This is a genomic window from Microbacterium sp., assembly GCF_040394595.1.
In the GTDB taxonomy this organism is placed as follows: Bacteria; Actinomycetota; Actinomycetes; order Actinomycetales; family Microbacteriaceae; genus Microbacterium.
The window spans coordinates 1-21797 of the sequence record NZ_JBEBSA010000024.1 but is presented as its reverse complement, the minus strand read 5'-3'; the positions used below and the strand labels follow the sequence as shown (position 1 = coordinate 21797).

Genomic DNA, 21797 nt, shown 5'->3' with positions numbered 1-21797 from the left:
GGCTTCCCGGCACGTTCCCGTCCACCCGGTGCGCTGCGTGCGCCAGTCTCGTACCGGGTGGGCGACAAGACACCGGGAGACAAGCCCGCGGGCTGTGGCGCGCACCCCCGGACCGGGAGGATGGGGGGATGGAGCTCGCCGCGCGCAGGATGACCAGGGACGACTGGCACTGGATCTCGGAGTGGTTCTCCGACCCGACGCTCGACCGCGAGCTCGGCCCGCTCGACGAGGAGTGGCTCGACTACGTGCTCTGCGAGGAGGACGGCGTGCAGCTGGTCGTGGCCGATGAGAACGGGCCCGTGGCGCTCGTGGGATGCGTCTGGGATCCGCGGGGCGCGGAGCACGGCATCACCGACCTCGCCATCGATCCGCGACGCCGACGCTCCGGACTCGGAGGCCCGGTGGTCGCCGCGGTGCTGTCCTGGCCCGGACATCCCCCGACCACCGGCTGGATCGCGTTCGTGGACCCCGGCAACGACCCCGCGCTCCGGTTCTTCCCGGCGATCGGATGGCGCGACGAGGGCCCCGACGGCGAGATGCGCCGCTTCGCTCGGGCGGTTCCCGCCGCCTGAAACCCGGTATGGCCCCGTCCACCCGGTACGCAAGACGTGCGGCCACCGCACCGGCTCGACGGCACCGCACCGGCTCGACGACGCCGACACGGCCCTGAGCGGATCAAGCCGAGGCCCGCACCACGACCTCGGTCGGGAGGATCGAGCGGCGCGGCGCGCGCCCCCCGCGGAGGGTCTCGATGAGCACGGCCGCCATCGCCTCCCCCATCCGGCGGATCGGCTGGCGCACGGTGGTGAGCGGCGGGTCGGTGGTGACCGCGACCCCGGAGTCGTCGAACCCCATCACGGCGATGTCCTCCGGCACCCGCAGCCCGGCGGCGCGGAACACCCCGATCGCGCCGCGGGCCATCAGGTCGCTCGCGGCGAACACGGCGTCGGGCCGGGGCTCGAGCGCGAGGACGGCGCGGGCGGCGGCGGCGGCGCCCTCCTCAGTGAAGTCGCCGTCGAACTCGGCGGGCGGCTCGAGTCCGGCGACGGCGAGCGCGTCCCGGAAGCCTTGCAGGCGATCGACGGCGGCGGGCATCGAGAGCCGTCCGGTGATCGACGCCATGCGGCGGTGCCCGCGGGCGACGAGGTGCTCGCCCGCGCTGCGCCCGCCCTGGAGGTTGTCCACGTCGACGATGAAGTCGCCCGGCCGCTCACGGGCGGGGCGCCCGCCGAAGACGACGGGGACGGCATCGGCGATCCGGTCGACGAACGAGTCGCTGGTGTGGTGCGAGACGATGATCGCCGCGTCCACCCCGCCGTTGCGGACGAAGCTCGTCATCTTGTCGCCGGGGTCGTCGCTCGCGATGAGCAGGTTGAGGATGTAGTCGGATGCCCGGATGCGCGTGGTGATCCCCGCGACGATGTCCGCGAAGAACGGATCACCGAAGAACCGCCCGGTGTCCTCGGGGACGACGAGCGCGATCGCGTGCGTCTGGCGGCTGGCGAGTGTGCGCGCGGCGCGGTTCGGCACATAGCCCAGCCGCGCGATCGCCTTCTGCACGGCGTCCAGCGCCTCGGGGCTCACGGCGGTCGATCCGTTGACCACGCGGGACACTGTCGATCGTGAGACGCCCGCCGCCGCGGCGACCTGCTCGATCGTCGGCCTGCTCATGCCGCACCTCCCCGCGTCCATCGTCCGGGCCGTACGCCGCGCGACGCCCTGCACTCATTGTGCCGATCCGCATCCGTCTGCGCGCCCTTCCGGATGCGGATCGTCGTCCGGGATGCGATTCGTCCGGCCCGCGCATCGCCGCTGTCCGCTCGCACGGATCAGACCGCGCGGGCCGCGATGATCCGCGCGTACTCGAGTCCGGAGTCCTTCACGGTGCGCTCCTGCGTGTCGTAGTCGACGCGCACGATGCCGAACCGCTTCCCGTACCCCCACGACCACTCGTAGTTGTCCAGCAACGACCAGGCGAAGTACCCGCGCACGTCGGCGCCCTGCTCGATCGCGTCGGCGACGGCGGCGACGTGGTCCCGCACGAACGCGCTCCGCTCGACGTCGTGCACCCGCCCGTCCACCACGACGTCGTCATAGGCCGCGCCGTTCTCGGTGACGTAGATCGGCACCCCGTCGGCGTAGTCGGAGGCCACCCGGGTGAGCAGGCGCGTGAGTCCCTCGGGCTGGACCTCCCAGTCCATCCCGGTGCGGGGAAGGCCGCGTTCGACCCAGTGGACGCCTCCGTCGGCGGGGAACGGTGAGGCGGCCCGCCGCTCCTGCACGCCGTCGTGCGGGGTGCCCTCCGTCCCGTCGCCCTGCGGATGCCCCGAGAGGAGCTCCCCGTGGTAGTAGTTGACGCCCAGAGCGTCGAGCGGGGTGCGGATGGTGTCGAGGTCCCCCGGGCGGATGGCAGCCTGCCAGTGCGCGACGGCGTCCGCGTCGACCGCGGCGATGTCGCGCACGATGTCGGCGGGGTACTCGCCGCGGAACACCGGATCGAGGAACCACCGGTTGAACTGCCCGTCGATGCGCCGCGCGGCGTCGCGGTCGGCCGGGTCGTCCGGGTCGGCGGCGTCGGCGACGGTGAGGTTCAGGGTGATGCCGAGCGAGAGGTCCGCGTCGCGGGAGCGCAGCTCCTGCACGGTGCGTCCGTGGGCGAGCAGCAGGTGGTGCGCGGCGAGCAGGCCGTCCTCGACCGAGTAGCGACCCGGCGCGTGGACGCCCGCGGTGTAGGAGAGGAAGGAGGAGCACCACGGCTCGTTCAGGGTCGTCCAGTCGCGCACCCGGTCGCCGAGCGCGTCGTGCACGGTCAGCGCGTACTCGACGAACCGGTCGACGGTGTCGCGCGAGGTCCATCCCCCGCGCTCCTCGAGGGCCTGAGGCATGTCCCAGTGGTACAGCGTGAGCCAGGGGACGATGCCGTTCTCGAGCAGCTCGTCGACCAGGCGGCGGTAGAAGTCGAGCCCCGCCGGATTGGGCGCGCCGCCGTCGGGGCGCACACGCGACCAGGAGGTGGAGAACCGGTAGGCCTGCAGGCCGAGCCCGCGCATCACGCCCACGTCCTCGCGATAGCGGTGGTAGTGATCGCAGGCGACGTCACCGGTGTCGCCGCCGAGCACGGCGCCGGGGATGCGGGCGAAGGCGTCCCAGATCGAGGAGGTGCGGCCGTCCTCGAACGCGGCGCCCTCGATCTGGTACGCCGCTGTGGCAGCGCCGAAGAGGAAGTCCTGGGGGAGGGAGCGGGGCATTCTGCCAACCTATGGGAGCGCTCCCACGTCGTCAAGCCGCCCGTCCTCGCCCGCCGCAACGGGTAGCCTTGGCCGGTGACCCCCGAACTCGCGCGCGCCGAAGAACTGATCCGCTCCGTGCCGGACTATCCCCAGCCGGGGATCCTCTTCCGCGACATCACGCCGCTGCTCGCCGACGCCGAGGCCCTGCGGGTGACCACCGAGGCGCTGGTCGCCCCGTTCGCCGGGGAGTTCGACGTGATCGCGGGCATCGAGGCCCGCGGGTTCATCCTCGCCGCGGCCGCCGCGGTGACCGCAGGTGTCGGCCTGGTGCCGATCAGGAAGGCGGGGAAGCTGCCGCGCCCCGCGGCATCCGTCGACTACGCGCTCGAGTACGGCACGGCGACGGTCGAGATGCACGACGACCTGCCCGTCGGGTCACGCATCCTCCTGATCGACGACGTGCTCGCCACCGGGGGCACCCTCGACGCGGGTCGCCGCCTGGTCGAGAGCCTCGGATACGCAGTCGCCGGCATCAGCGTCCTGTTCGAGATCGACGGACTCGGCGGACGCGACCTGATCGGCGATCTGCACACCGTCTTCCGGTCCTGAGCAGGCGCCCGGCGGCCCCCGGGCGCCGGGATAGACTGGACCAGCCCCCGCCCGCGCGACTCACGGAGCCCACCATGCCCACCATCGTCGTCGACGTCATGCCCAAGGCCGAACTGCTCGACCCGCAGGGGAAGGCCGTCTCGGGCGCCTTCGCCCGGCTGGGCGTCGAAGGATTCTCCGGGGTGCGCATCGGCAAGCGCTTCGAGCTCGCCGTCGACGGAGAGGTCACCGAGGAGCTGCTCGCCGAGGCCCGCCGCGTCGCCGACGAGGTGCTCTCGAACTCCGTGATCGAGGACGTGGTCGGCGTCGAGGTCGTCGAATGACCGTGCGGATCGGGGTCGTCACCTTCCCCGGCTCGCTGGACGATCGCGACGCGCAGCGCGCGGTCCGCATCGCCGGCGCGGAAGCCGTCGCGCTCTGGCACGGCTCCCACGACCTGGAGGGCGTCGACGCCCTCGTGCTCCCCGGCGGCTTCAGCTACGGCGACTACCTCCGCTCCGGTGCGATCGCCGCTCTCTCGCCGATCATGGCCGAGGTCAAGGACGCGGCCGCCAAGGGCATGCCGGTGCTCGGCATCTGCAACGGCTTCCAGATGCTCGTCGAAGCGCACCTGCTGCCGGGCGGGCTGATCCGCAACGACCACCAGCACTTCGTGCGCCGCGACCAGCGACTCACGGTCGAGAACGCCGGAACCGCCTGGACGAGCGCCTTCGAGCGGGGCCAGGAGATCGTCATCCCTCTGAAGAACGGCGAGGGCGGCTACATCGCCTCCGACGAGACCCTCGATCGCCTCGAGGACGACGGGCTGGTCGCCTTCCGTTACGCGGGGATCAACCCGAACGGATCGCTGCGCGACATCGCCGGCATCACGAACCCGGCGGGCAACGTCGTCGGCCTGATGCCGCACCCGGAGCACGCCACGGAGCCCGGCTTCGGCCCCGACACCCGCGCCGCGATGCGATCCGGGGTCGACGGCCTCGGCTTCTTCGAGAGCGCGATCGCCGCCGTCGCCCGCGTCGCCGCCTAGGTCACCCAGAAGGACCGGACGCGAGAACGCGGGCGGTCAGTCGCGAGCGCGGTGCCCGGGAAGCCGCGGCGGCGGCATCGGGACGGCCTGTCTCCATGCCGTCAGGCGAGGACCGGCGGCCAGATCCCGATGATCACCGCCATGACGACGACGGTGATCAGCTCGTGCGCGATGTTCAGCACGGTGAGGTTCGTCGGACGCCCCTCGAACGCGTCGTGCGTGATGAACCGCGCCGCGGTGAACCCGGCCCACAGGGCGACCGCGGTCGCGAGCGCGGCGACGAAGTACGACCCCTGGTAGAAGTGCCAGGCGATCGACGTCGCCCCGGCGAGCACCCACGAGGTGAGGAAGCTCACGATCACCGTGGTGATCAGTGGCATGGACGGGTTCCCCGGGTTGTCCAGGTCGACCTTCGCGAGCCTCGCCCAGCGTCGGCCCATCACGCCGCGCGCGTACCAGATCGCTCCGACGACCATGCTCGATGCCGTGGCCAGCAGCACTGCCCAGTAGTTGATCTCCGGAACCATGGCTCCTCCTCGGGATGTTGCGCTCAGCGTACTCCCGCGACTCACGGGGCCCCGGGACATTCCGCGGCGATATGGTCGAGGGGTGAGCCTCGTCGTCACCGTCCCCACCGACCGTCTCGCCGCCGGCATCGGCGCCCTCCCCGATGGCGTCTCACTGCATGTCTGGGACATGAGGACGCCCCCGCCCGCAGAGCGCCTCGACATCGTCGTTCCTCCCTACATGGGCTCCTCGCGGGTGCTCGGCGCTCTCGCGGGACTCGACGTCGGCCTCGTGCAGGGGCAGTCGATCGGCTACGAGGGGGTCGAGGACCTGCTGCCTCCGGGCATCCCGTTCGCGAACGCGGCGAGCGTGCACGAGGCGTCCACCGCCGAGCTGGCCCTCGCGCTCATGCTCGTCGCGCAGCGCCAGTTCCCGCGATTCGTGCTCGCGCAGGAGCGCGGGGAGTGGGCGCCCGCCTTCGCCGAGAGCCTGGCCGACCGCCGGGTGCTGCTCGTCGGCTTCGGGGGAGTCGGGTCGGCGATCGCCCGGCGCCTCGTGCCCTTCGAGACCGGGATCACGGCGGTCGCGCGCACTGCCCGCACCGCGGAGGTGGAGGGCGTGGGGTCGGTCGACGTGCACGCGATCGAGGAGCTCCCCGCGCTGCTCGCGGATGCCGAGATCGTCGCCCTGTCCCTGCCCGGAGGCGCCGAGACGAAGCATCTCTTCGACGCGGAGATGCTGTCGCGGATGCCCGACGGCGCACTGCTCGTGAACGTGGGACGCGGATCGCTCGTCGACTCGGCGGCGCTCGACGCCGAGCTGCGCAGCGGTCGTCTGCGCGCGGCGCTCGACGTGTTCGAGGAGGAGCCGCTGCCGGCGGGGCATCCGCTGTGGACCGCGCCGAACCTCGTCTTCAGCCCGCATGTCGGCGGGGCCTCGACCGCGATGAACCCGCGAATCGCCCGCCTGGTCCGCACCCAGATCGAGCGGATGCAGGCCGGCGAGCCTCCCGTGAACATCGTCATCCCCCGCTGAGGGCCTTTCGGGCCGTCGGCCGGACATCCTGCATCCGACGCGACGTTCCGCATCCGAAGTGCCGCCCTGCCGGGCGCAGAATGTCATTCCGGATGCAGAACGTCCCGCGCCGTCGGCCAGGGGTCGCCGCCGATACGGTGGAGGGATGACGATCACCGCCGCTGCAGACGGCTCCGCACTGGGCAACCCCGGCCCGAACGGCTGGGCCTGGTACATCGACGCCGACAACTGGGCGGCCGGCGGCTCCCCGCACGGCACCAACAACCAGGGCGAGCTCCGCGCGGTGCTCGAGCTGCTGCGTGCGACGGCGGAGTCCGGCGAGAAGCTCCTGATCGAGTGCGACAGCCGCTACGTGATCGACTCCGTCACCAAATGGATGCCGGGGTGGAAGCGCCGCGGCTGGCGGAAGGCCGACGGCGGGGCCGTGCTCAACCGCGATCTGCTCGAGGGCATCGACGAGGCGCTCGCCGGACGCGACGTCTCGTTCTCCTGGGTGAAGGGGCACGCCGGGCATCCGCTCAACGAGGCGGCCGACGAGCGGGCGAACGCCGCGGCGAGGGCCTATCAGAAGAAGCAGGAGCCGGACCGCGGCCCCGGGTTCGCGGGCGGAACCGCCGCCCCCCTCCCGGCGACCGCCCCTCCCCCGGCGCACACGGCCCGGACGCCCGCCGCTGCTTCGCCCGCCCCGGCGCCTGCCGCACCCCTCTGGGCGGAGGCGACCGACCTGCTCGACGGCCTGGACGTCGCCCCCTCCGCGGCGCCCGTCACCCTGCACGTCGCGCTCAGCGGCGAGGAGCACGCCCGCCTGCGCGATCGCGCCGATGCGCAGGGGGTCCCCCTCGAAGAGGCGCTGCGCCGACTGATCTGACGCTCCGGCGGCCGACGACTGCAAGCGCTTGCAGTACGCTGTTCGCATGGCACAGCTCGAACAGCTCGAACAGCTCGCCGCGCCCGGCTCCCAGTGGTGGCGCAGCGCGGTCATCTACCAGATCTACCCCCGCTCCTTCGCCGACGCCTCGGGAGACGGCATCGGCGACCTCCCGGGCATCACCTCCCGCCTCGACGCGCTGAAGCAGCTCGGCGTCGATGCGATCTGGCTGAGCCCGTTCATGACGAGCCCGCAGAAGGACGCCGGCTACGACGTCGCCGACTACCGCGACGTCGACCCGCTCTTCGGCACGCTCGCCGACTTCGACGAGATGCTCGCACAGGCCCACGCCCGCGGCATCCGCGTGATCGTCGACCTCGTTCCGAACCACTCCTCCGATCAGCACGTCTGGTTTCAGCAGGCGCTCAAGGCCGCTCCGGGCAGCCCCGAACGCGCGCGGTACATCTTCCGCGACGGCAAGGGGGAGAACGGCGAACTGCCCCCGAACAACTGGGAGTCGGTCTTCGGCGGCGGGATGTGGCAGCGCATCACCGAGGCGGACGGCACGCCCGGGCAGTGGTACCTGCACATCTTCGACGTGTCGCAGCCCGACTTCGACTGGAACAACGAGGAGGTGCGCGAGGAGTTCCGCTCCATCCTGCGCTTCTGGCTCGATCGCGGCGTGGACGGCTTCCGCGTGGACGTGGCCCACGGCATGATCAAGGCCGCGGGGCTCCCGGACTACGTGCCCGACCCCGAGGCCGGCTCGATGGGAGGCGGCGAGGAGAACGTGCCGTACTGGGGTCAGGACGGCGTGCACGAGATCTACCGCGACTGGCACCGGCTGCTCGCCGAGTACGACGGCGACCGGGCCCTCTGCGGCGAGGCCTGGCTGCCCACGCTGAAGAAGACCGCCCTGTGGGTGCGACCCGACGAGATGCACCAGACGTTCAACTTCGGCTACCTGATGACGCCGTGGGATGCCGAGCGGCTGCGCGACGTGATCCGCGAGTCGCTCGACGACTTCGGCGCGGTCGGAGCCCCGAGCACCTGGGTGCTCTCGAACCACGACGTGGTGCGGCACGCCTCGCGCCTGGCGCTGACGGCGGACAACCCTCAGGGCGAGGGCATCGGCCCGAAGTCGAAGGGCAAGCCGGATCCTGTGGTCGGCCTGTCACGCGGCCGCGCCGCGACGACGGTGATGCTCTCGCTCCCCGGCTCGGCCTATCTGTACCAGGGCGAGGAGCTGGGCCTCCCCGAGGCGATGGAGATCCCCGACGAGTTCCGTCAGGATCCCACCTGGTTCCGCACGAACGGCGAGCGCTACGGCCGCGACGGATGCCGTGTCCCGATCCCGTGGGATGCGGACGCCCCGGCGTACGGCTTCAACGACACCGGCGCCTCCTGGCTGCCGCAGCCCGCGGAGTGGGCGCGCTTCGCCCGCGACGTGGAGGAGGACGACGCCACCTCGACGCTGAACCTCTACAAGACGCTGATCCGCCTGCGGCGGGAGCACGCGCTCGGATCGGGCTCGCTGGTCTGGGAGGACGCCGGAGAGGACGCCGTCGCCTTCCGCCGCGGCGACATCCACGTCGTCGCGAACCTCGGCACCGCGCCGCTGGAGCTCGGCGACGACGCGACGTTCTTGGTGCAGAGCGCGCCCTTCGCGGGCACGGCGCTGCCGCCGGACACCGCCGCCTGGTTCACACGGGGCTGACCCGCATCCGGATCCGCGCGTCCCCTCGCCGGCGGGCGCGCGGATCCGGGGAAGAGGAGCACGACGAGCGTGGTGAGCATCGACGACGTGGCCCGGCGGGCCGGAGTGTCGACGGCGACCGTGTCGCGAGCGCTCTCCGGGCGCGGCCAGGTCTCGGCAACGTCCCGGGAGAGGGTGCGTGCCGCCGCCGACGCACTGGGCTACGTGGTGTCGTCCCGCGCCTCGAGCCTCGCCTCCGGACGCACCCGCAACGTCGGCGTCATCGTGCCGCACCTCGACCGCTGGTTCTTCGGCACGGTGCTCTCCGGGATCTCGGACACCCTGATGAGGCACGGCTACGACGTCACGCTCTACAACATCACGGATGACGATGCGGTGCGCCGCGAGGTGTTCCGCACGGCACTGCGGCGCGAGAGGGTCGACGCGGTGATCGCGGTGTCCATCCGGCTGGGCGACGCCGAGACGTCGCGCCTGCTGGAGATCGGCATCCCGGTGATCGCGATCGGGGGACCGGATGCCCGGCTGCCGATGCTCACGGTGGACGACTTCGCCGTCGCGCAGGCTGCGGCCGGGCACCTGCTGCGCCTCGGGCACCGCTCGATCGCGCACATCGGCGCCGCGCCGGAGTTCGACCGCGAGTTCCGGGTGCCGACCCAGCGGCGTCTGGGCTTCGAGCACGCACTGGCGGAGGCCGGGGCCGCTCTGCGCCCGGACCTCCTCGAGCCGGCGGACTTCACGGTCGACGGCGGGCACCGCGCGGCGCGGCGGCTGCTCGACGGCCCCGGGACGCGCCCCACCGCGATCTTCGCGGCCTCCGACGAGATGGCGATCGGCGCGATGCTCGCGGCGCGCGAGCTCGGCCTCCGCGTACCCGAGGACGTCTCGGTGATCGGCGTCGACGGCCACGAGCTGGGCGCTTTCTTCGGCCTGACCACCGTCGACCAGTTCCCCCGCGGACAGGGCGAGCGCGCGGCGTCCCTGGTGCTCTCGATGCTCGACGACGGCGCGGACGCCCCCGCCCAGACGATCCTCCCGTTCGAGGTGGTCGAGCGCGGATCGACGGCTCCCCCACGCGGCTGAGGACGGCTCAGACCACGGGCATGACCCCGCGGCGCCGGGCGAGGAGCAGGTGCACGCCGAGCGCGAGGAGCAGGATCACCGCCGAGAGCGGCACCAGCGCGTCGGCGGGAAGCCCGGCCGCCATGGCGCCGCCGCCGAGCGCACTGCCCAGTGCGGAGCCGAGCATCATGCCGCTCGTGTTGAGCGCGATGACGAGCGCGACGGAATCGGGGGCCATCGCGCTCAGCCGCGCCTGCAGCGCCACCCCGGAGCCCCCGAAGAAGGTCGCGCAGCCGAGGAACCAGACCACGATCGAGATCACTCCTGCGACACCGGGGAGCCCCAGCCCCGCGCTGCCCAGCAGGGTGAAGACGATGAGCGCGGAGATGATGACCGTGATCACCCGCAGCGGCCCGATCCGGTCGATGAAGCGCCCGGAGAGCAGATTGCCGAAGAGGCTCATGATCCCGTATCCGAACAGCACGGCGATCATCGCGTAGCCGGTGCCGGTGCGCGGGCCGATGATGAACGCCGCATAGGTGAAGCAGAAGTAGCTGGCGCACATCAGGCTCATCGGCACCACGAGCGCGAGCAGGATCGGGCCGCGGGTCAGCGGACGCAGCGTCTCGCGCAGGGGCAGCGGAGGGAGCGTGAGCTTCGGCACGTAGCGGAGGATGCCCAGCAGCGCGAGCGCTCCGACGACCGCGACGATGAACAGCGGGATCCGCCAGTCCTGCTGCCCGATCACGAGGCCGATCGGCACGCCGAGGGCCGTCGCGGCGAGCCAGCCGCCCATCACGATCGAGAGCGCGCGCCCCCGGCGCTCCGGCGGCGTGATCGCGATCACGTAGGCGGAGATGACGGCCGCGAGCAGCGCGCCGCCGACCGCCGAGACCACCCGGCCCGACATCGCGACGGCGTAGGAGGGCGCCACGGCGACCATGACGTTGCCGAGCACGAACACCGTGAGGGCGGTCATGATCGTCCCGCGACGCTCCCAGCGCCCGGTGACGGCCCCCAGCACGGGCCCCGCGAAGGCGCTGGTCAGCGCGAACACCGTCATGAGCTGTCCGGCGGCGGCGCTGTCGACGCGGAGGTCGTCCGAGATCTGCGGCAGCAGACCGGTCAGGACGTACCCGTCGATGCCCATCGAGAAGTTCGCGACGGAGAGCCACAGCAGCGCGCCGAAACCGGGGCCCCGACGCTTCCGGCTCAGCTCTGGCCCCGTTGTCTGCACGTGGTCATCCAAGCAGATTTCCGGGCGGCATATCGCACCGGCGGATCCACGGGTCCGCCGACCTTAGAATCAGTGCCGTGATGGCTTCCCCCCGCCCGGTCCGACGCGACCGCATCCAGCGTCGGAGGGCCCGACGGCGGCTCGCGGTGATCGCGACGGCGGCCGGACTCGCCGCGGTGGCCCTGGCTGCCGTGCTGCTCGTCCCGCTGCTCACCCCGAGCGCCCCTGCAGCCGCCGGGCCCAGCCCGTCCGCCTCCGCCTCGCCGACCCCCTCGCCCACGCCGCTGACGCCCGCCGAGGCGCTGCTCGCGACCACGACGAATCCGAAGGCGTGCGCCGTCTCCTTCCAGATCGACGGGGCGGCCGTCGATCCCCAGCTCCAGACGCAGGGCACGCTCTACGCGGGCCTGCCCATCCCCTCGCGCACCGGCGCGGCGTTCGGCGGCTGGTACGCCAGCGCCGCGGACGCCGTCGCGCTGGCGCCCGCGGCGCGGATCAACGGATCGCAGCTCGTGACCTGCACCGACCGCCGGATCACCCTGCACGGGGCATGGGCGACGCCGAAGCAGGCATCCGCCACGCGGGTGCCGATCCTCATGTACCACCAGTTCACGACCAAGCCGGAGGGGGAGAAGGGCTGGCTGCGCGGGAACTTCGCCTACATCGGCGACTTCACGGCGCAGATGGCGTACATCGCCGCACAGCGTTTCTACCTGCCGACCTGGGACGAGCTGAACGCCTTCATCGACGGGCGCCTGTACCTCCCGCCGCGCTCGCTCGTCATCACCGACGACGACGCCGACCACACCTGGCTGGAGCTCGCGGTGCCCGTGATCACGGAGCACAAGCTGCTCACCACCTCGTTCGTGATCACCAAGTACCGTCACGAGGGCTCCCCCTCCCCCTATGTGCTGCAGCGCTCGCACACCGACGACATGCACGAGGCGGGCGCCAACGGCAAGGGACGGATGGTCAACTGGACCGCCGATCAGATCGCGGCCGATCTCGAGAGGTCGGCGGCGATCCTCGGCGCGAAAGAGGTCGTGGCCTATCCGTTCGGCCACTTCGACAAGACCGCCGAAGAGGGCGTACGCAAGGCGGGGTTCACTCTCGCGCGCACGATCGAGTGGGGCTACGTGAGGCAGGGCACCGACAAGCTCGCCCTCCCCGTGATCCGCATCAACTACGGAGACACGGTGGAGAGGCTCAAGCGCGAGATCGGCTGAGCCCGCCGGGGGCGCGGATCGCCTCGATCGCCAGCAGTGCCACGAGCGCGGCCGCGGTCGTCCAGAGCACGAGCCCCGCGGTGAGCGGGTGGACGAGCAGCACGGTCGCCGTCGCGAGCACGGCGACCAGGACGAGGAGCGGGACGTGCCGCCGCTCGACCCACACGCGCACGGCGCCCCATCGGCCACCGCCCGCCTCACCGGGGCGGATCGCGCCGATCGCGCGGGAGGCCGCTCCGCGCACGGCGGCCGCCGCCCGTCGCGGCCCCGTGGCCCAGGAGACGACCGCGACGACGCCGCCGAGCAGGGCGATCGCGAGGATGCGCTGCACGAGCGGATCGGAGACCTGGTCGAACACGGACCCGGCGGCGGCCGGGGTGATGCCGGAACCGCTCGACGAGAGCGCGCCGACGGCCACCGCGCGCGCGAGCTGCGCACCCGCCGCGAAGGCCGTCATGATGACGGCGGCGGCGATCCCCACGAGCATCAGGCCGCCGCGACGCCTCCGAGCCACGAGCACGCCGGCGGCGAGCAGTGCGAGGGCGATCCAGGGGAGCCAGGCCGCGACGCCGATGAGCAGACCGTACCCGGCGACCGCAGCGCCCAGGGACGAGTCCTGCACCAGGACGATGCTCCGGTCCCCCGCGGGGATCGCGGAGGCGAACGTCATCCCCTCGGCCAGCAGCCGATCGCGGACGCCGGCGAGCACCGGGCCGAGCTCCAGCCGCAGCGCCCCGTCGGCCCCGGCGGCGATGACCGACCCGGCCTCTCCGCGGAGGGCGGCCGTCAGCTGCCCGTGGGTCGCCCGCAGCGCCTGCGTCCAGAGTTCGGAGAACGCCGGTGAGGCGATGACCTCACGCGTGAGCCCGTGGATGAGGCTCTGCACGCCGCGACCGGCCGGAGCCTCGAGCAGGGTCAGCGCCGCGGAGGCCTTCGGCGGGAGGTCGAGGGCGCGCAGCCCGTCGAACACCTCGCCGGTGAGCGCGGGGACGTCGACCGCCGAGTCGATCGCGGAGCCGACCGCCGCGGTCACCGTCTGCTGCACGTCCGGATCGGCGGCGAGTGGCCCGAAGGCGGCGACGAACGCGTCGGTGTCCGCGAGCATGTCCCGCGCGTAGCTCGTCACGGTGCTGGCGGATCCGAGGACGAGCCCCAGCACGATCAGCACGGCGGAGACCGGGGCGCGCCACCGGGAGCCGCGCGTTCGGATCCGCGCGCTCAACGCGTCGTTCTCCGCTTCCAGCTGCGCGATCCGCTCGGCGAGTCCACCCTGCCCATCAGCCATTCCCGGCCCCTCCTCGACGACATCGAAAGTCACGGATTCCCTGTCGTGTCCGAGAGGGCCATCGAGAACGATCGTAGGCCCCGCCCCGCCCCGCCGTTGCCCCCGCCGTTGCCCCCGCCGTTGCCCCCCGCCCTTGGGCCCGCCACTGCCCCCGCCGCTGGGTGGTCAGTTTCGGCAGGTTTCGGCCCCAGAACCTGCCGAAACTGACCACCCGATGCGGAGGCTGCACGCCATAGGCTCGGCTCATGACCATCGACCTCGCATCGCTCTACATCGACCTGCACCGGAACCCCGAGCTGTCGTTCCAGGAGACCCGCACCGCCGGCATCGCCGCCGCGCATCTCCGGGACCTCGGCCTCGACGTCCACGAGGGGATCGGCCGGACCGGCGTCGTGGGCGTGCTCTCGAACGGCGAAGGGCCCGTCGTCTGGGTGCGCGCCGACATGGACGGCCTACCGGTGACCGAGCAGACCGGGCTGGCCTACGCCTCCACCGCGACCGGGACGGATGACGCGGGCGAGAAGGTCGGGATCATGCACGCCTGCGGCCACGACATGCACGTGACCGCGATGATCGGCGCCGTGGAGCGCCTCGTGGCCGACCGCGAGCAGTGGAAGGGCACGCTCGTCGTGCTGATCCAGCCCGCGGAGGAGGTCGGCGGCGGCGCACGGGCGATGCTGGACGATGAGCTGCTCACCCGTTTCCCGCGGCCCGACATCGTGCTCGGACAGCACGTGGGCCCCTTCCCCGCCGGCACCGTGGGCATGCGTCCCGGGCCGCAGATGTCCGCGTCGGACGGCCTGAAGGTGACCATGCACGGACGCGGGGGCCACGGATCCCGCCCCGACTCCACGATCGACCCGATCGTGATGGCGGCCGCGACCGTGATGCGGCTGCAGACCGTCGTCTCGCGCGAGACGGATGCGCTGACCCCCGCGGTGGTGACGGTGGGATCGTTCCACGCCGGCACGAAGAACAACATCATCCCCGCGGACGCCACGCTGCAGCTCAGCCTGCGCTACCCGGACGAGAGCGTGCGCGCGAAGGTGCTCGCCGGCGTCGAGCGGATCGTCCGCGCCGAGGCGGCCGCCTCCGGCGCGGAGCGCGAGCCCGACGTCGAGGTGCTGCACACCCTGCCCGCCACGATCAACGATGCGGAGGCGACGGCCCGCACCCTCGACGCGTTCCGCGGCGTGTTCGGCGAGCAGGCGATCATGGATCCCGGTCTGCTCACCGGCAGCGAGGACGTCTCCTGGTTCGCCCGCGACGCCGGCGTCCCGCTGGTCTTCTGGTTCTGGGGCGGCGCCGACCCGGAGACGTTCCGTCGGGCCTTCGAGGCGGGCACGCTCGAGACCGACATCCCGACCAACCATTCGCCGTTCTTCGCACCCGTCATCGATCCCACGATCGAGGTGGGCGTGACCGCCCTGGTGACCGCGGCCCGCGAGTTCCTGGCCTGACCGGATCCCCTGCCGACGATCCGGCCCGGGCGCCTCGCAGGACGCCCGGGCCGGATCATCCGCTCATCCCTTGCTGACCAGGAACTCCCGGTAGTCGGCGGCGGCGAGCATCGTGCGGATGCCCGCCGATCCGCTCGCCGCGCAGCCCGCGTCGGTCGCGCTCACCCGGACCTGATCCCACGACGAGGTGCGCTGCCCCGTGGCGGTGATCGTGCAGCCGGAGGCGCGGAGCGTCACCCGGTACCAGGAGTTCAGCTGCACGCCGCCCGGCACCGCGGTGTCGGCGAGAGGTGTCCACGACCCGTTCGCCTTGCCGAGGGACAGCCGCCCCGTGCTCCCGTCGACCCCGGCGAAGTAGCCGGTGTACGCGTCGGGGCCCACGCCGGGCGACGTCATCCTGGCGAGCACTCCGGCGTTGCCGCTCGGCGCGCTCAGCGAGGTGAGGCGCACATCGCCGGACACCGTGTACGCGTCGCCCGCGACCGGCGAGGCCAGCTTCGGGCCGTCCGTCGCGGCGGCCGACTGACGCTCGATCCCGCCCGCGACGGTCGACCAGCTGCCGCCGTAGCCGGTCCATCCGGTCGCCGTCCCCGACGCCCAGGAGTCGGCGTAGGACACCGCGGTCGAGCTGCCCGCCTGGGTCACCTGGAGGTTGCGGAACGAGGCCGAGGTGAGGTGCGTCCGCACGCCGGCCTGGCCGGAGGCGAAGCATCCGGAGTCGGTCGCGGTCGCCGTGGTCGACGTCGTGCCGTTGTCGGGCTTGAGCGTCGCGGTGATCGTGCAGCCGACGACACTCGCCGTGAGGTGGTACCAGGTGCCGGTGCCGACGCCGCCGGTCACGTTCTGCAGGGCGAGCGAGGTCCAGTTGTTGTTCTGCTTGCCGATGAAGAGCGTGCCGTTGGTCTCGATCCCGATGTAGTACCCGGCGTGCGCATCCGCGCCGACCGCGGGCGCCCGGGTGCGCAGCAGCACACCCGCCTGCCCGCTGGAGTCGAGGCGGATGTCGGTGTCGAGGGTCACGTCGGTCCATCCGGTGGAGCCGACCAGCGACTTCGGGCCGCTGGATGCGCCGGCCTGCGCGTACACGCCGCCGCTCACCGACCAGCTGCCGCCGTAGGTGGACCAGCCCATGTCGTTGCCCGAGTCGAACGGGGCGTACAGGGGCAGGGTGCCGACCGGGCCGATCCCGAAGCGCACGTCGCAGCGCGTGTTCGAGCCCGCGACGAACTTGGGCGAGACCATCATGACGGCCGATCCGGATGCCGTCGGCACGATGCTCGGACTGTAGTTGGCGCAGTGCTTGCCCGGCCCGTTGTTGTAGTCGCCCGTGGGGTCGATCGTCATCGGTGCCGAGACCGCCTGCCAGGGTCCGGAGCCCAGCGAGGTGTTCGTGAACACCACGCGGCCCGACTCGGGCTTGACCACCGTCGTCGGCCCGTCCGATCCGGTCACGACCCGCTGTCCCGACATGACGAGCGTGCCGTTCGGGCCGCCCGCCGGGGTCCAGGCGAGCGCCGGGGTGTGCAGCAGCTGCCGTCCGTCGGCGGTCTGGACGAGCGTGCCGAGGTCGGTCGCGGACCCCCAGGAGGCGCCGTCCGGCGACGTCTTCAGGTAGACGCGGCAGGTCTGGTCGGCGTTGCCGACGGAGTCGCGGCAGAGCTCGTAGCCCAGTGCGTACGAGCCGTTCGGCAGCCTGCGGACGATGGGCATGCCCGGCCGTGAGCTGCTGTCGCCGATCGCGACGACGTCGACCTGACCGCCCCAGGTGGCCCCGCCGTCGGACGACGTGGTCATCACGAGCTTCTGGCTGTACCCCGAGGAGCGGAGCCGCTCGTCGGAGAAGTGGCAGGCGAGCTTGCCGTCGGCGTTCAGCACGATCTCCGGCTCCCAGAGGCCCGTGGACACCTGGTTGGGCGCACCCGACTTGGTGACGCAGTTGCCGCGGCGCGTCCAGGTGGCCCCGTAGTCGGTGCTGATGAACGTCTGCACCTCCTGGTTCGACCAGTTGACGTTGTCCCAGGCGTTGCCCGCCGCGATGATGGTGCCCGCGGGCAGGCCTCCGGTGGCCTGCGGAAGCTCGTACATCGAGCCGAAGTAGATCCCCCAGCCCGGGGTCGGCGAGTAGAGGGTGCTCAGCGTCGACCAGGTCTGGCCGCCATCGGTGCTGCGCTTGACCACCGAATGCGTGCGCACGCCGGTGTCGTTGACGCTGTACATGACCAGCAGGTCGCCCCGGCGGCTCTGGTCCGCGCTCGAGGAGAGCCGGATGATCCGGGGGTAGTCGTTGTTCTCCGCACCGCTCGGCGACGACGGCGCTGCGACGACCGAGCCCGGTGAGGCCGAGGCCGCCGTGGGGAAGGCCACGAGGCCCGCCACCCCCAGCACCGCCGCGAGGACGGCTGTCAGACGGAACGGCCGTCGCCGCCCCGTGGATGTTCTCTGCATGACGCCTGCTCCTTCTCTTCTTCGAGACGGACGTTCGCCGCCCCGGTCTAGGAGTGCGCGGCTCCGCGCACCTCGATCCGTTCCGCGCGGAGATCCCCGCCGACCGCCCGGACGCCGGTGGCGCCCGTGGCGTGCGGGAAGACGTCCGCGACGTCGATGACCTCCGCGCCGTCGAGCTCGACGGCGATGCGCTCCCCGCGCATCCGCACCACCACGCGGTGCGCGCTCCCCGGAGCGATGTCCGCCGCCGTGGAGGCGAGCACCCGCTCGTCGTAGTCGTGCCGCGCGAGGACGATGCGCCCCGGATGCAGCTGCACCGAGTAGCCGAGCAGGAAATTCACGCCGAGGCGGGTGTCCGCCCCTTCGCCGCCCTCCGAGAAGCGGCTCGCCCGGACCAGGAGGTCGCCGTGCCCGCCGTCCTCCCCCGGGGTGAACGACAGCGTGGCCTCCGCCACCGCGTCGGCGCGCTCCGTCTCGTCGACGAACGCCTTGCCGAAGCCTGCGAGCACGGCGTCCGCGGGATGCGCGACGCCCTCCCCGACGCCGTCCGACACCGTGAGAAGCTCCAGCTGCGGATGCCCGGACTCCGCCCGGATCCGCAGCGGGTTCTCGCCGTGATCCAGCCGGACCGGCGCCGTGATCACGTGGCCGTGCTCCGGCACGACGATGCGCGAGATCTTCCCTCCCGCGGAGACCTCGAGCACGTCGCCCGCGGAGAACCGCCCGGCGATCTGCAGGTGGAAGGCTCCCGCGCGTGCGGCATGGAGGCGGTAGCCGACCTCCTCCCCCGCGGCGAGCGCGACGACCTCGCGGGCGGACCGCGGCGCGTCGGGCGTGAGCGTCGCCCAGAGGCGCCCGGGCACCGGCGCGACGGCGGCGCGATCGGCCGCGTCGGGCGTGGTGCCGGTGAGCGCGATGTGGCCGAGGCGCACGCTGCCGCCCTGCGCGAGCACGCCGATGGCCGCAGGGCCGTCGAGCGGCGAGAGGCCGATGGGCTGCCGCCTCCCGTCGAGGAAGACCTCCGCCCCGCGATCGTCGGCGACGACCCGCCAGGTGTGCAGCGCTCCGTGCGCGAAGGCGGGGGGAAGGGCGACCGTACCGACCGTCTCCCCGCCGTCGGTCGCCACGACGAGATGCGCGTCGCGGTCGACCGCGACGACGATCCGCCGCCCGCCGTCCTCGTCGATCACGATGCCGTGCGCCGACGCGTCGAGGGCGGTCAGCGAGACCTCGGCGGTGAGCGCGGGCACCGCACCGATCCCCCACAGGGCGTGCGCGTCCTGCGCGCCGGAGAGCACCGCCGACCGGTCCTCGACCGCGAGCGCTCCTCCGTCGACCCGCCATCGGTCCGCCGCGTCCGCCTCGGTCCACGCGCAGCGATGTGCCGGCGCCGAGGGCACGGGCGCCTCCCGCGAGGGGCCGAGCACGAGCAGCCGGTCGGCTCCCCACACCTGGCGGTCGATGTTCAGGTGCCGGGTGAGATCGGGGTTCATGTTGTGGAAGACGAGGTAGGTCGACACGAGATCGGGACCGGTCACGCTGCTGCTGTGCCCGAGTCCGGTGTACACCGGGTCGGTGCTGACCACGAGGGGGTTCAGCGGCCCCGGACGCCAGCCGGTGAGCGGGTGGTCGCTCACCGCGGCATCGATCCGGTAACCCGCGCTGAGGTAGTGGTTGCCGGTGAGGGTCATGTGATACCGGCCGTCGCGCCGGGCCACGAAGGGTCCTTCCGTCCAGCCGTTCATGTGGATGCCGGTGAGCACCGGCTCCCCGAACTCGGTCGGCGAAGGCATCTCGCATCCCCAGATGCCCTCGTCCCCCGCCCAGTAGAAGTACCAGCGACCGTCGTCGTCGATGAGCACGTTGCCGTCGATCGCATGGCCGACGTTGCCGCTCACGTCGCGGAAGGGACCGGTCGGGCTCTCGCTCCGCAGCACGTGGTGGCCGTGCCCGGAGGGCGAGGTGTACATGTGGAAGGCGCCGTCGGCGTAGACCACCTCGGGAGCGAACGGCACGAGGCCCGGGAACTCGTCCGCCGCGATGCTCGGTCCCTCCGCGCGCCAGGTCACGAGGTCGTCCGAGCTCCAGCACCGGATGTCGGGGTTCGTGGCGTAGAGGTAGTAGCGGCCGTCGTGGCGCAGCACGAACGGGTCGGCGTAGTCGTCGTCGCGGGCGATCGGGTTCTCGTAGACGGCCACGGTCACTTGATCCCGCTGATGGCGAAGGAGTCGACGAAGTACCGCTGCGCGCCGGCGAAGAGCAGCACCACGGGGAGGACCGCGATGATCGACGCCGCCATCACGATCGGGAAGTCCGTCTGCTCGGCGTAGTACGAGGTCAGCGAGGCGATCACGAGCTGCACGGTGGAGTTCTCCGGGGAGTTGGTGAAGATCAGCGGGCCCATGTAGTCGTTCCAGGTGCCCATGAAGACGATGATGACGTTGGCCGCGATCGCGGGCTTGCACAGCGGCAGGAAGATGCTCCAGTAGATGCGGAGGAACCCGGCGCCGTCGAGCTTGGCGGCGTCCATCAGCTCGTCCGACAGCCCGAACATGTACTGCCGGAGGAAGAAGATCATCGTGATGTTGCCGAGCATCGCCGGCACGATGAGCGGCAGAAGGGTGTCGATCCAGCCGAGCTCGGCGAAAGCGAGGAACTGCGGGATGATCAGCACGACGCCCGGCACCATCATCGTGGCGAGCAGCGCGACGAACAGCAGCCGCTTGTGCGGGAAGTCGAGCTTGGCGAAGGCGAACGCCGCCATGGTCGACGAGAACGTGCCGACCACGACCACCGTCACCGTCACGATCGCGCTGTTCATCAGTCCGGTGGCGAGCGGGGCGACGTCCCACACCTCGGCGTAGTTGGCGAAGTCCGGCGGGTCGGGGATCCACTTCGGCGGGAACTCGAAGACGAGCTTCGACTCCTTCAGCGATGTGGACAGCATCCACAGGAACGGGAGCACCATCGTGAGCGCTCCGACGAGCATGAGCACGAACGAGACGACCGTCCCGGTGCGGCGCTGCGCGGTCTGCGTACGGGCCATGGTCACTCCCCCTCGTAGACCCACCGGCGGGACAGCCGGAACTGGAACAGGGTCACCGCGAGGATCACGAGACCGAAGAAGAAGGCGACGGACGAGGCGAGACCGATCTCGTTGGACACGAAGGCCTTCTCCCAGACGTAGTAGGTGATGGTCGCGGCACTGTAGTTGCGTCCGCCGTCGGTGGTGAACAGCTGCACCTCGACGAAGGTCTGCAGGGATCCGATGAGCCCGATGACGACCAGGAAGAACAGCACCGGGGTGAGGAGGGGCAGCGTGATGCTGAAGAACGAGCGGATCGGCCCCGCGCCGTCGAGGCGGGCCGCCTCGTAGTAGGTGCCGGGGATGTTCTTGAGCGCGGCGAGGATGTAGATCGACGAGATGCCGATCATCTTCCACACGATCATCAGCACGATCGTGAACTTGATCCAGGCCGGGTCGCCCAGCCAGTTGGGCCCCTGGATGCCGAACCACGCCCTGAGCGTCTGGTTGATCAGCCCGTACTCGTAGTTGAACAGCCACTTCCACATCACCACGAGCGCGACGATCGAGGAGATGTAGGGCAGGAAGAACAGCACCCGGAAGAGCTTGCTGCCCGGGGTGTTGCGGTGGCATCCGATCGCGAACAGCACCGCGAGGACGAGGTAGAAGGGGATCGGCAGCAGCATGAACAGGGTGTTCGCGCTGGCGATCCAGAACTTCTTGTCGGTGAGGAACTCGACGAAGTTCTCGATCCCGACGAAGTCGTACGTGCCCTTGATCACGTTCCAGTTGGTGAAGGCGGCGATGATCGCGATGGCGACCGGGACCACGCAGAACAGCAGGATCTGCAGGGTGATCGGCGTGACGAACGCCCAGCCCCACGCCTTCTCGCGCCTTCTCATGTCTGATGCGCGTTGCACGGACGACATGTCTTCCTCTCAGGTGGGAGGGGTGGGGGGGGGGGGGGGGGGGGGGCGCGCCGCGCCCCGCGCGCCGCGCCGCGCCCGCGCCCGCGCCGCGGCGCGGGGGGGGGCCGAAGGAGCGGCAGAAGAGCGTACAGCCCGACA

19 protein-coding genes are annotated in these 21797 nt (G+C 71.7%); 10 read left to right on the top strand and 9 right to left on the bottom strand.

The annotated features are described in order from the left end of the window. Positions 1 to 128 precede the first annotated feature (128 nt). Entirely contained in the window at positions 129 to 572 is a 444-nt protein-coding gene (locus tag ABWO84_RS15085; protein ID WP_353116010.1) for a GNAT family N-acetyltransferase, read from the top strand. A 103-nt stretch (positions 573 to 675) separates the two neighbouring features. On the opposite strand, the gene ABWO84_RS15080 is transcribed toward ABWO84_RS15085, so the two are convergent. Both ABWO84_RS15080 and ABWO84_RS15075 read right to left on the bottom strand, forming a co-directional pair. Further along, positions 676 to 1671 carry a LacI family DNA-binding transcriptional regulator gene (locus ABWO84_RS15080; protein WP_353116008.1) on the bottom strand — a complete coding sequence of 332 codons (996 nt, stop codon included), beginning with the start codon at positions 1669 to 1671 and terminating at the stop codon, positions 676 to 678. A 158-nt stretch (positions 1672 to 1829) separates the two neighbouring features. After that, a complete protein-coding gene (locus ABWO84_RS15075) occupies positions 1830 to 3248 on the bottom strand; it encodes a glycoside hydrolase family 1 protein (RefSeq protein ID WP_353116006.1) in 1419 nt (472 codons plus the stop codon). Between the two features lie 75 nt (positions 3249 to 3323). On the opposite strand from ABWO84_RS15075, the gene ABWO84_RS15070 reads away from it, so the two are divergent. The 3 genes from ABWO84_RS15070 (at position 3324) to purQ (ending at position 4866) form a co-directional block, all read left to right on the top strand. Beyond that, entirely contained in the window at positions 3324 to 3839 is a 516-nt protein-coding gene (locus ABWO84_RS15070) for an adenine phosphoribosyltransferase (RefSeq protein ID WP_353116004.1), read from the top strand. Positions 3840 to 3913: 74 nt separating this feature from the next. Next, positions 3914 to 4162, top strand: a complete 249-nt coding sequence (gene purS, locus ABWO84_RS15065) for a phosphoribosylformylglycinamidine synthase subunit PurS (protein ID WP_353116002.1) — start codon at positions 3914 to 3916, stop codon at positions 4160 to 4162. Between the two features lie 2 nt (positions 4163 to 4164). After that, the gene (gene purQ / locus ABWO84_RS15060; protein WP_353116039.1) at positions 4165 to 4866 is read left to right on the top strand and encodes a phosphoribosylformylglycinamidine synthase subunit PurQ; all 702 of its coding nucleotides are present in this window, start codon (positions 4165 to 4167) and stop codon (positions 4864 to 4866) included. A 101-nt stretch (positions 4867 to 4967) separates the two neighbouring features. Here the strand turns inward: purQ and ABWO84_RS15055 are convergent, their stop codons facing one another. Next, positions 4968 to 5393 (bottom strand): DUF1761 domain-containing protein, encoded by a 426-nt coding sequence (locus ABWO84_RS15055; protein WP_353116000.1) that lies wholly within the window; start codon positions 5391 to 5393, stop codon positions 4968 to 4970. An 82-nt stretch (positions 5394 to 5475) separates the two neighbouring features. Here ABWO84_RS15055 and ABWO84_RS15050 point away from each other — a divergent pair, with 82 nt between their 5' ends. The 4 genes from ABWO84_RS15050 to ABWO84_RS15035 all read left to right on the top strand — a co-directional run bounded on the left by ABWO84_RS15050 (position 5476) and on the right by ABWO84_RS15035 (position 10073). After that, on the top strand, positions 5476 to 6408 hold the full coding sequence (locus ABWO84_RS15050; protein ID WP_353115998.1) for a 2-hydroxyacid dehydrogenase: 933 nt from the start codon (positions 5476 to 5478) through the stop codon (positions 6406 to 6408). Between the two features lie 145 nt (positions 6409 to 6553). Beyond that, entirely contained in the window at positions 6554 to 7276 is a 723-nt protein-coding gene (locus tag ABWO84_RS15045) for a ribonuclease H family protein (protein ID WP_353115996.1), read from the top strand. Between the two features lie 46 nt (positions 7277 to 7322). After that, entirely contained in the window at positions 7323 to 8993 is a 1671-nt protein-coding gene (locus tag ABWO84_RS15040; RefSeq protein ID WP_353115994.1) for a glycoside hydrolase family 13 protein, read from the top strand. Between the two features lie 69 nt (positions 8994 to 9062). Next, a complete protein-coding gene (locus ABWO84_RS15035) occupies positions 9063 to 10073 on the top strand; it encodes a LacI family DNA-binding transcriptional regulator (protein WP_353115993.1) in 1011 nt (336 codons plus the stop codon). 7 nt (positions 10074 to 10080) lie between these two features. Here ABWO84_RS15035 and ABWO84_RS15030 read toward each other — a convergent pair whose 3' ends face one another. After that, a complete protein-coding gene (locus ABWO84_RS15030; protein WP_353115991.1) occupies positions 10081 to 11289 on the bottom strand; it encodes an MFS transporter in 1209 nt (402 codons plus the stop codon). Between the two features lie 80 nt (positions 11290 to 11369). Here ABWO84_RS15030 and ABWO84_RS15025 point away from each other — a divergent pair, with 80 nt between their 5' ends. Next, positions 11370 to 12515, top strand: a complete 1146-nt coding sequence (locus ABWO84_RS15025; RefSeq protein WP_353116037.1) for a polysaccharide deacetylase family protein — start codon at positions 11370 to 11372, stop codon at positions 12513 to 12515. On the opposite strand, the gene ABWO84_RS15020 is transcribed toward ABWO84_RS15025, so the two are convergent. Then, positions 12496 to 13800 carry a hypothetical protein gene (locus ABWO84_RS15020; RefSeq protein ID WP_353115989.1) on the bottom strand — a complete coding sequence of 435 codons (1305 nt, stop codon included), beginning with the start codon at positions 13798 to 13800 and terminating at the stop codon, positions 12496 to 12498. The genes ABWO84_RS15025 and ABWO84_RS15020 overlap by 20 nt on opposite strands. A 245-nt stretch (positions 13801 to 14045) precedes the next feature. Here ABWO84_RS15020 and ABWO84_RS15015 point away from each other — a divergent pair, with 245 nt between their 5' ends. Continuing rightward, positions 14046 to 15260, top strand: coding sequence for an amidohydrolase (locus ABWO84_RS15015; RefSeq protein WP_353115987.1), 1215 nt, complete (start codon positions 14046 to 14048; stop codon positions 15258 to 15260). A 63-nt stretch (positions 15261 to 15323) separates the two neighbouring features. Here ABWO84_RS15015 and ABWO84_RS15010 read toward each other — a convergent pair whose 3' ends face one another. Genes ABWO84_RS15010 through ABWO84_RS14995 form a run of 4 tightly spaced genes read right to left on the bottom strand, consistent with a single transcriptional unit; the run spans position 15324 to position 21632 of the window. Next, positions 15324 to 17705, bottom strand: coding sequence for a 3-keto-alpha-glucoside-1,2-lyase-like domain-containing protein (locus ABWO84_RS15010; RefSeq protein WP_353115985.1), 2382 nt, complete (start codon positions 17703 to 17705; stop codon positions 15324 to 15326). A gap of 47 nt (positions 17706 to 17752) precedes the next feature. Next, positions 17753 to 19903 (bottom strand): glycoside hydrolase family 43 protein, encoded by a 2151-nt coding sequence (locus tag ABWO84_RS15005; protein ID WP_353115983.1) that lies wholly within the window; start codon positions 19901 to 19903, stop codon positions 17753 to 17755. A 2-nt stretch (positions 19904 to 19905) separates the two neighbouring features. Next, positions 19906 to 20751 (bottom strand): carbohydrate ABC transporter permease, encoded by an 846-nt coding sequence (locus tag ABWO84_RS15000; RefSeq protein WP_353115981.1) that lies wholly within the window; start codon positions 20749 to 20751, stop codon positions 19906 to 19908. 2 nt (positions 20752 to 20753) lie between these two features. After that, positions 20754 to 21632: a carbohydrate ABC transporter permease gene (locus tag ABWO84_RS14995; RefSeq protein ID WP_353115979.1), complete on the bottom strand. Its 879-nt coding sequence runs from the start codon at positions 21630 to 21632 to the stop codon at positions 20754 to 20756. Positions 21633 to 21797 lie beyond the last annotated feature (165 nt).

Excerpts from the sequence above, each read along its gene's own strand:
- ABWO84_RS15010 (WP_353115985.1), bottom strand. The coding sequence starts at position 17,705 with ATGCAGAGAACATCCACGGGGCGGCGACGGCCGTTCCGTCTGACAGCC.
- ABWO84_RS15015 (WP_353115987.1), top strand. The coding sequence starts at position 14,046 with ATGACCATCGACCTCGCATCGCTCTACATCGACCTGCACCGGAACCCC.
- ABWO84_RS15040 (WP_353115994.1), top strand. The coding sequence starts at position 7,323 with ATGGCACAGCTCGAACAGCTCGAACAGCTCGCCGCGCCCGGCTCCCAG.
- ABWO84_RS15085 (WP_353116010.1), top strand. The coding sequence starts at position 129 with ATGGAGCTCGCCGCGCGCAGGATGACCAGGGACGACTGGCACTGGATC.
- ABWO84_RS15075 (WP_353116006.1), bottom strand. The coding sequence starts at position 3,248 with ATGCCCCGCTCCCTCCCCCAGGACTTCCTCTTCGGCGCTGCCACAGCG.
- ABWO84_RS14995 (WP_353115979.1), bottom strand. The coding sequence starts at position 21,632 with ATGAGAAGGCGCGAGAAGGCGTGGGGCTGGGCGTTCGTCACGCCGATC.
- ABWO84_RS15025 (WP_353116037.1), top strand. The coding sequence starts at position 11,370 with ATGGCTTCCCCCCGCCCGGTCCGACGCGACCGCATCCAGCGTCGGAGG.
- ABWO84_RS15055 (WP_353116000.1), bottom strand. The coding sequence starts at position 5,393 with ATGGTTCCGGAGATCAACTACTGGGCAGTGCTGCTGGCCACGGCATCG.
- ABWO84_RS15080 (WP_353116008.1), bottom strand. The coding sequence starts at position 1,671 with ATGAGCAGGCCGACGATCGAGCAGGTCGCCGCGGCGGCGGGCGTCTCA.
- purS (WP_353116002.1), top strand. The coding sequence starts at position 3,914 with ATGCCCACCATCGTCGTCGACGTCATGCCCAAGGCCGAACTGCTCGAC.
- ABWO84_RS15020 (WP_353115989.1), bottom strand. The coding sequence starts at position 13,800 with ATGGCTGATGGGCAGGGTGGACTCGCCGAGCGGATCGCGCAGCTGGAA.
- ABWO84_RS15045 (WP_353115996.1), top strand. The coding sequence starts at position 6,554 with ATGACGATCACCGCCGCTGCAGACGGCTCCGCACTGGGCAACCCCGGC.
- ABWO84_RS15000 (WP_353115981.1), bottom strand. The coding sequence starts at position 20,751 with ATGGCCCGTACGCAGACCGCGCAGCGCCGCACCGGGACGGTCGTCTCG.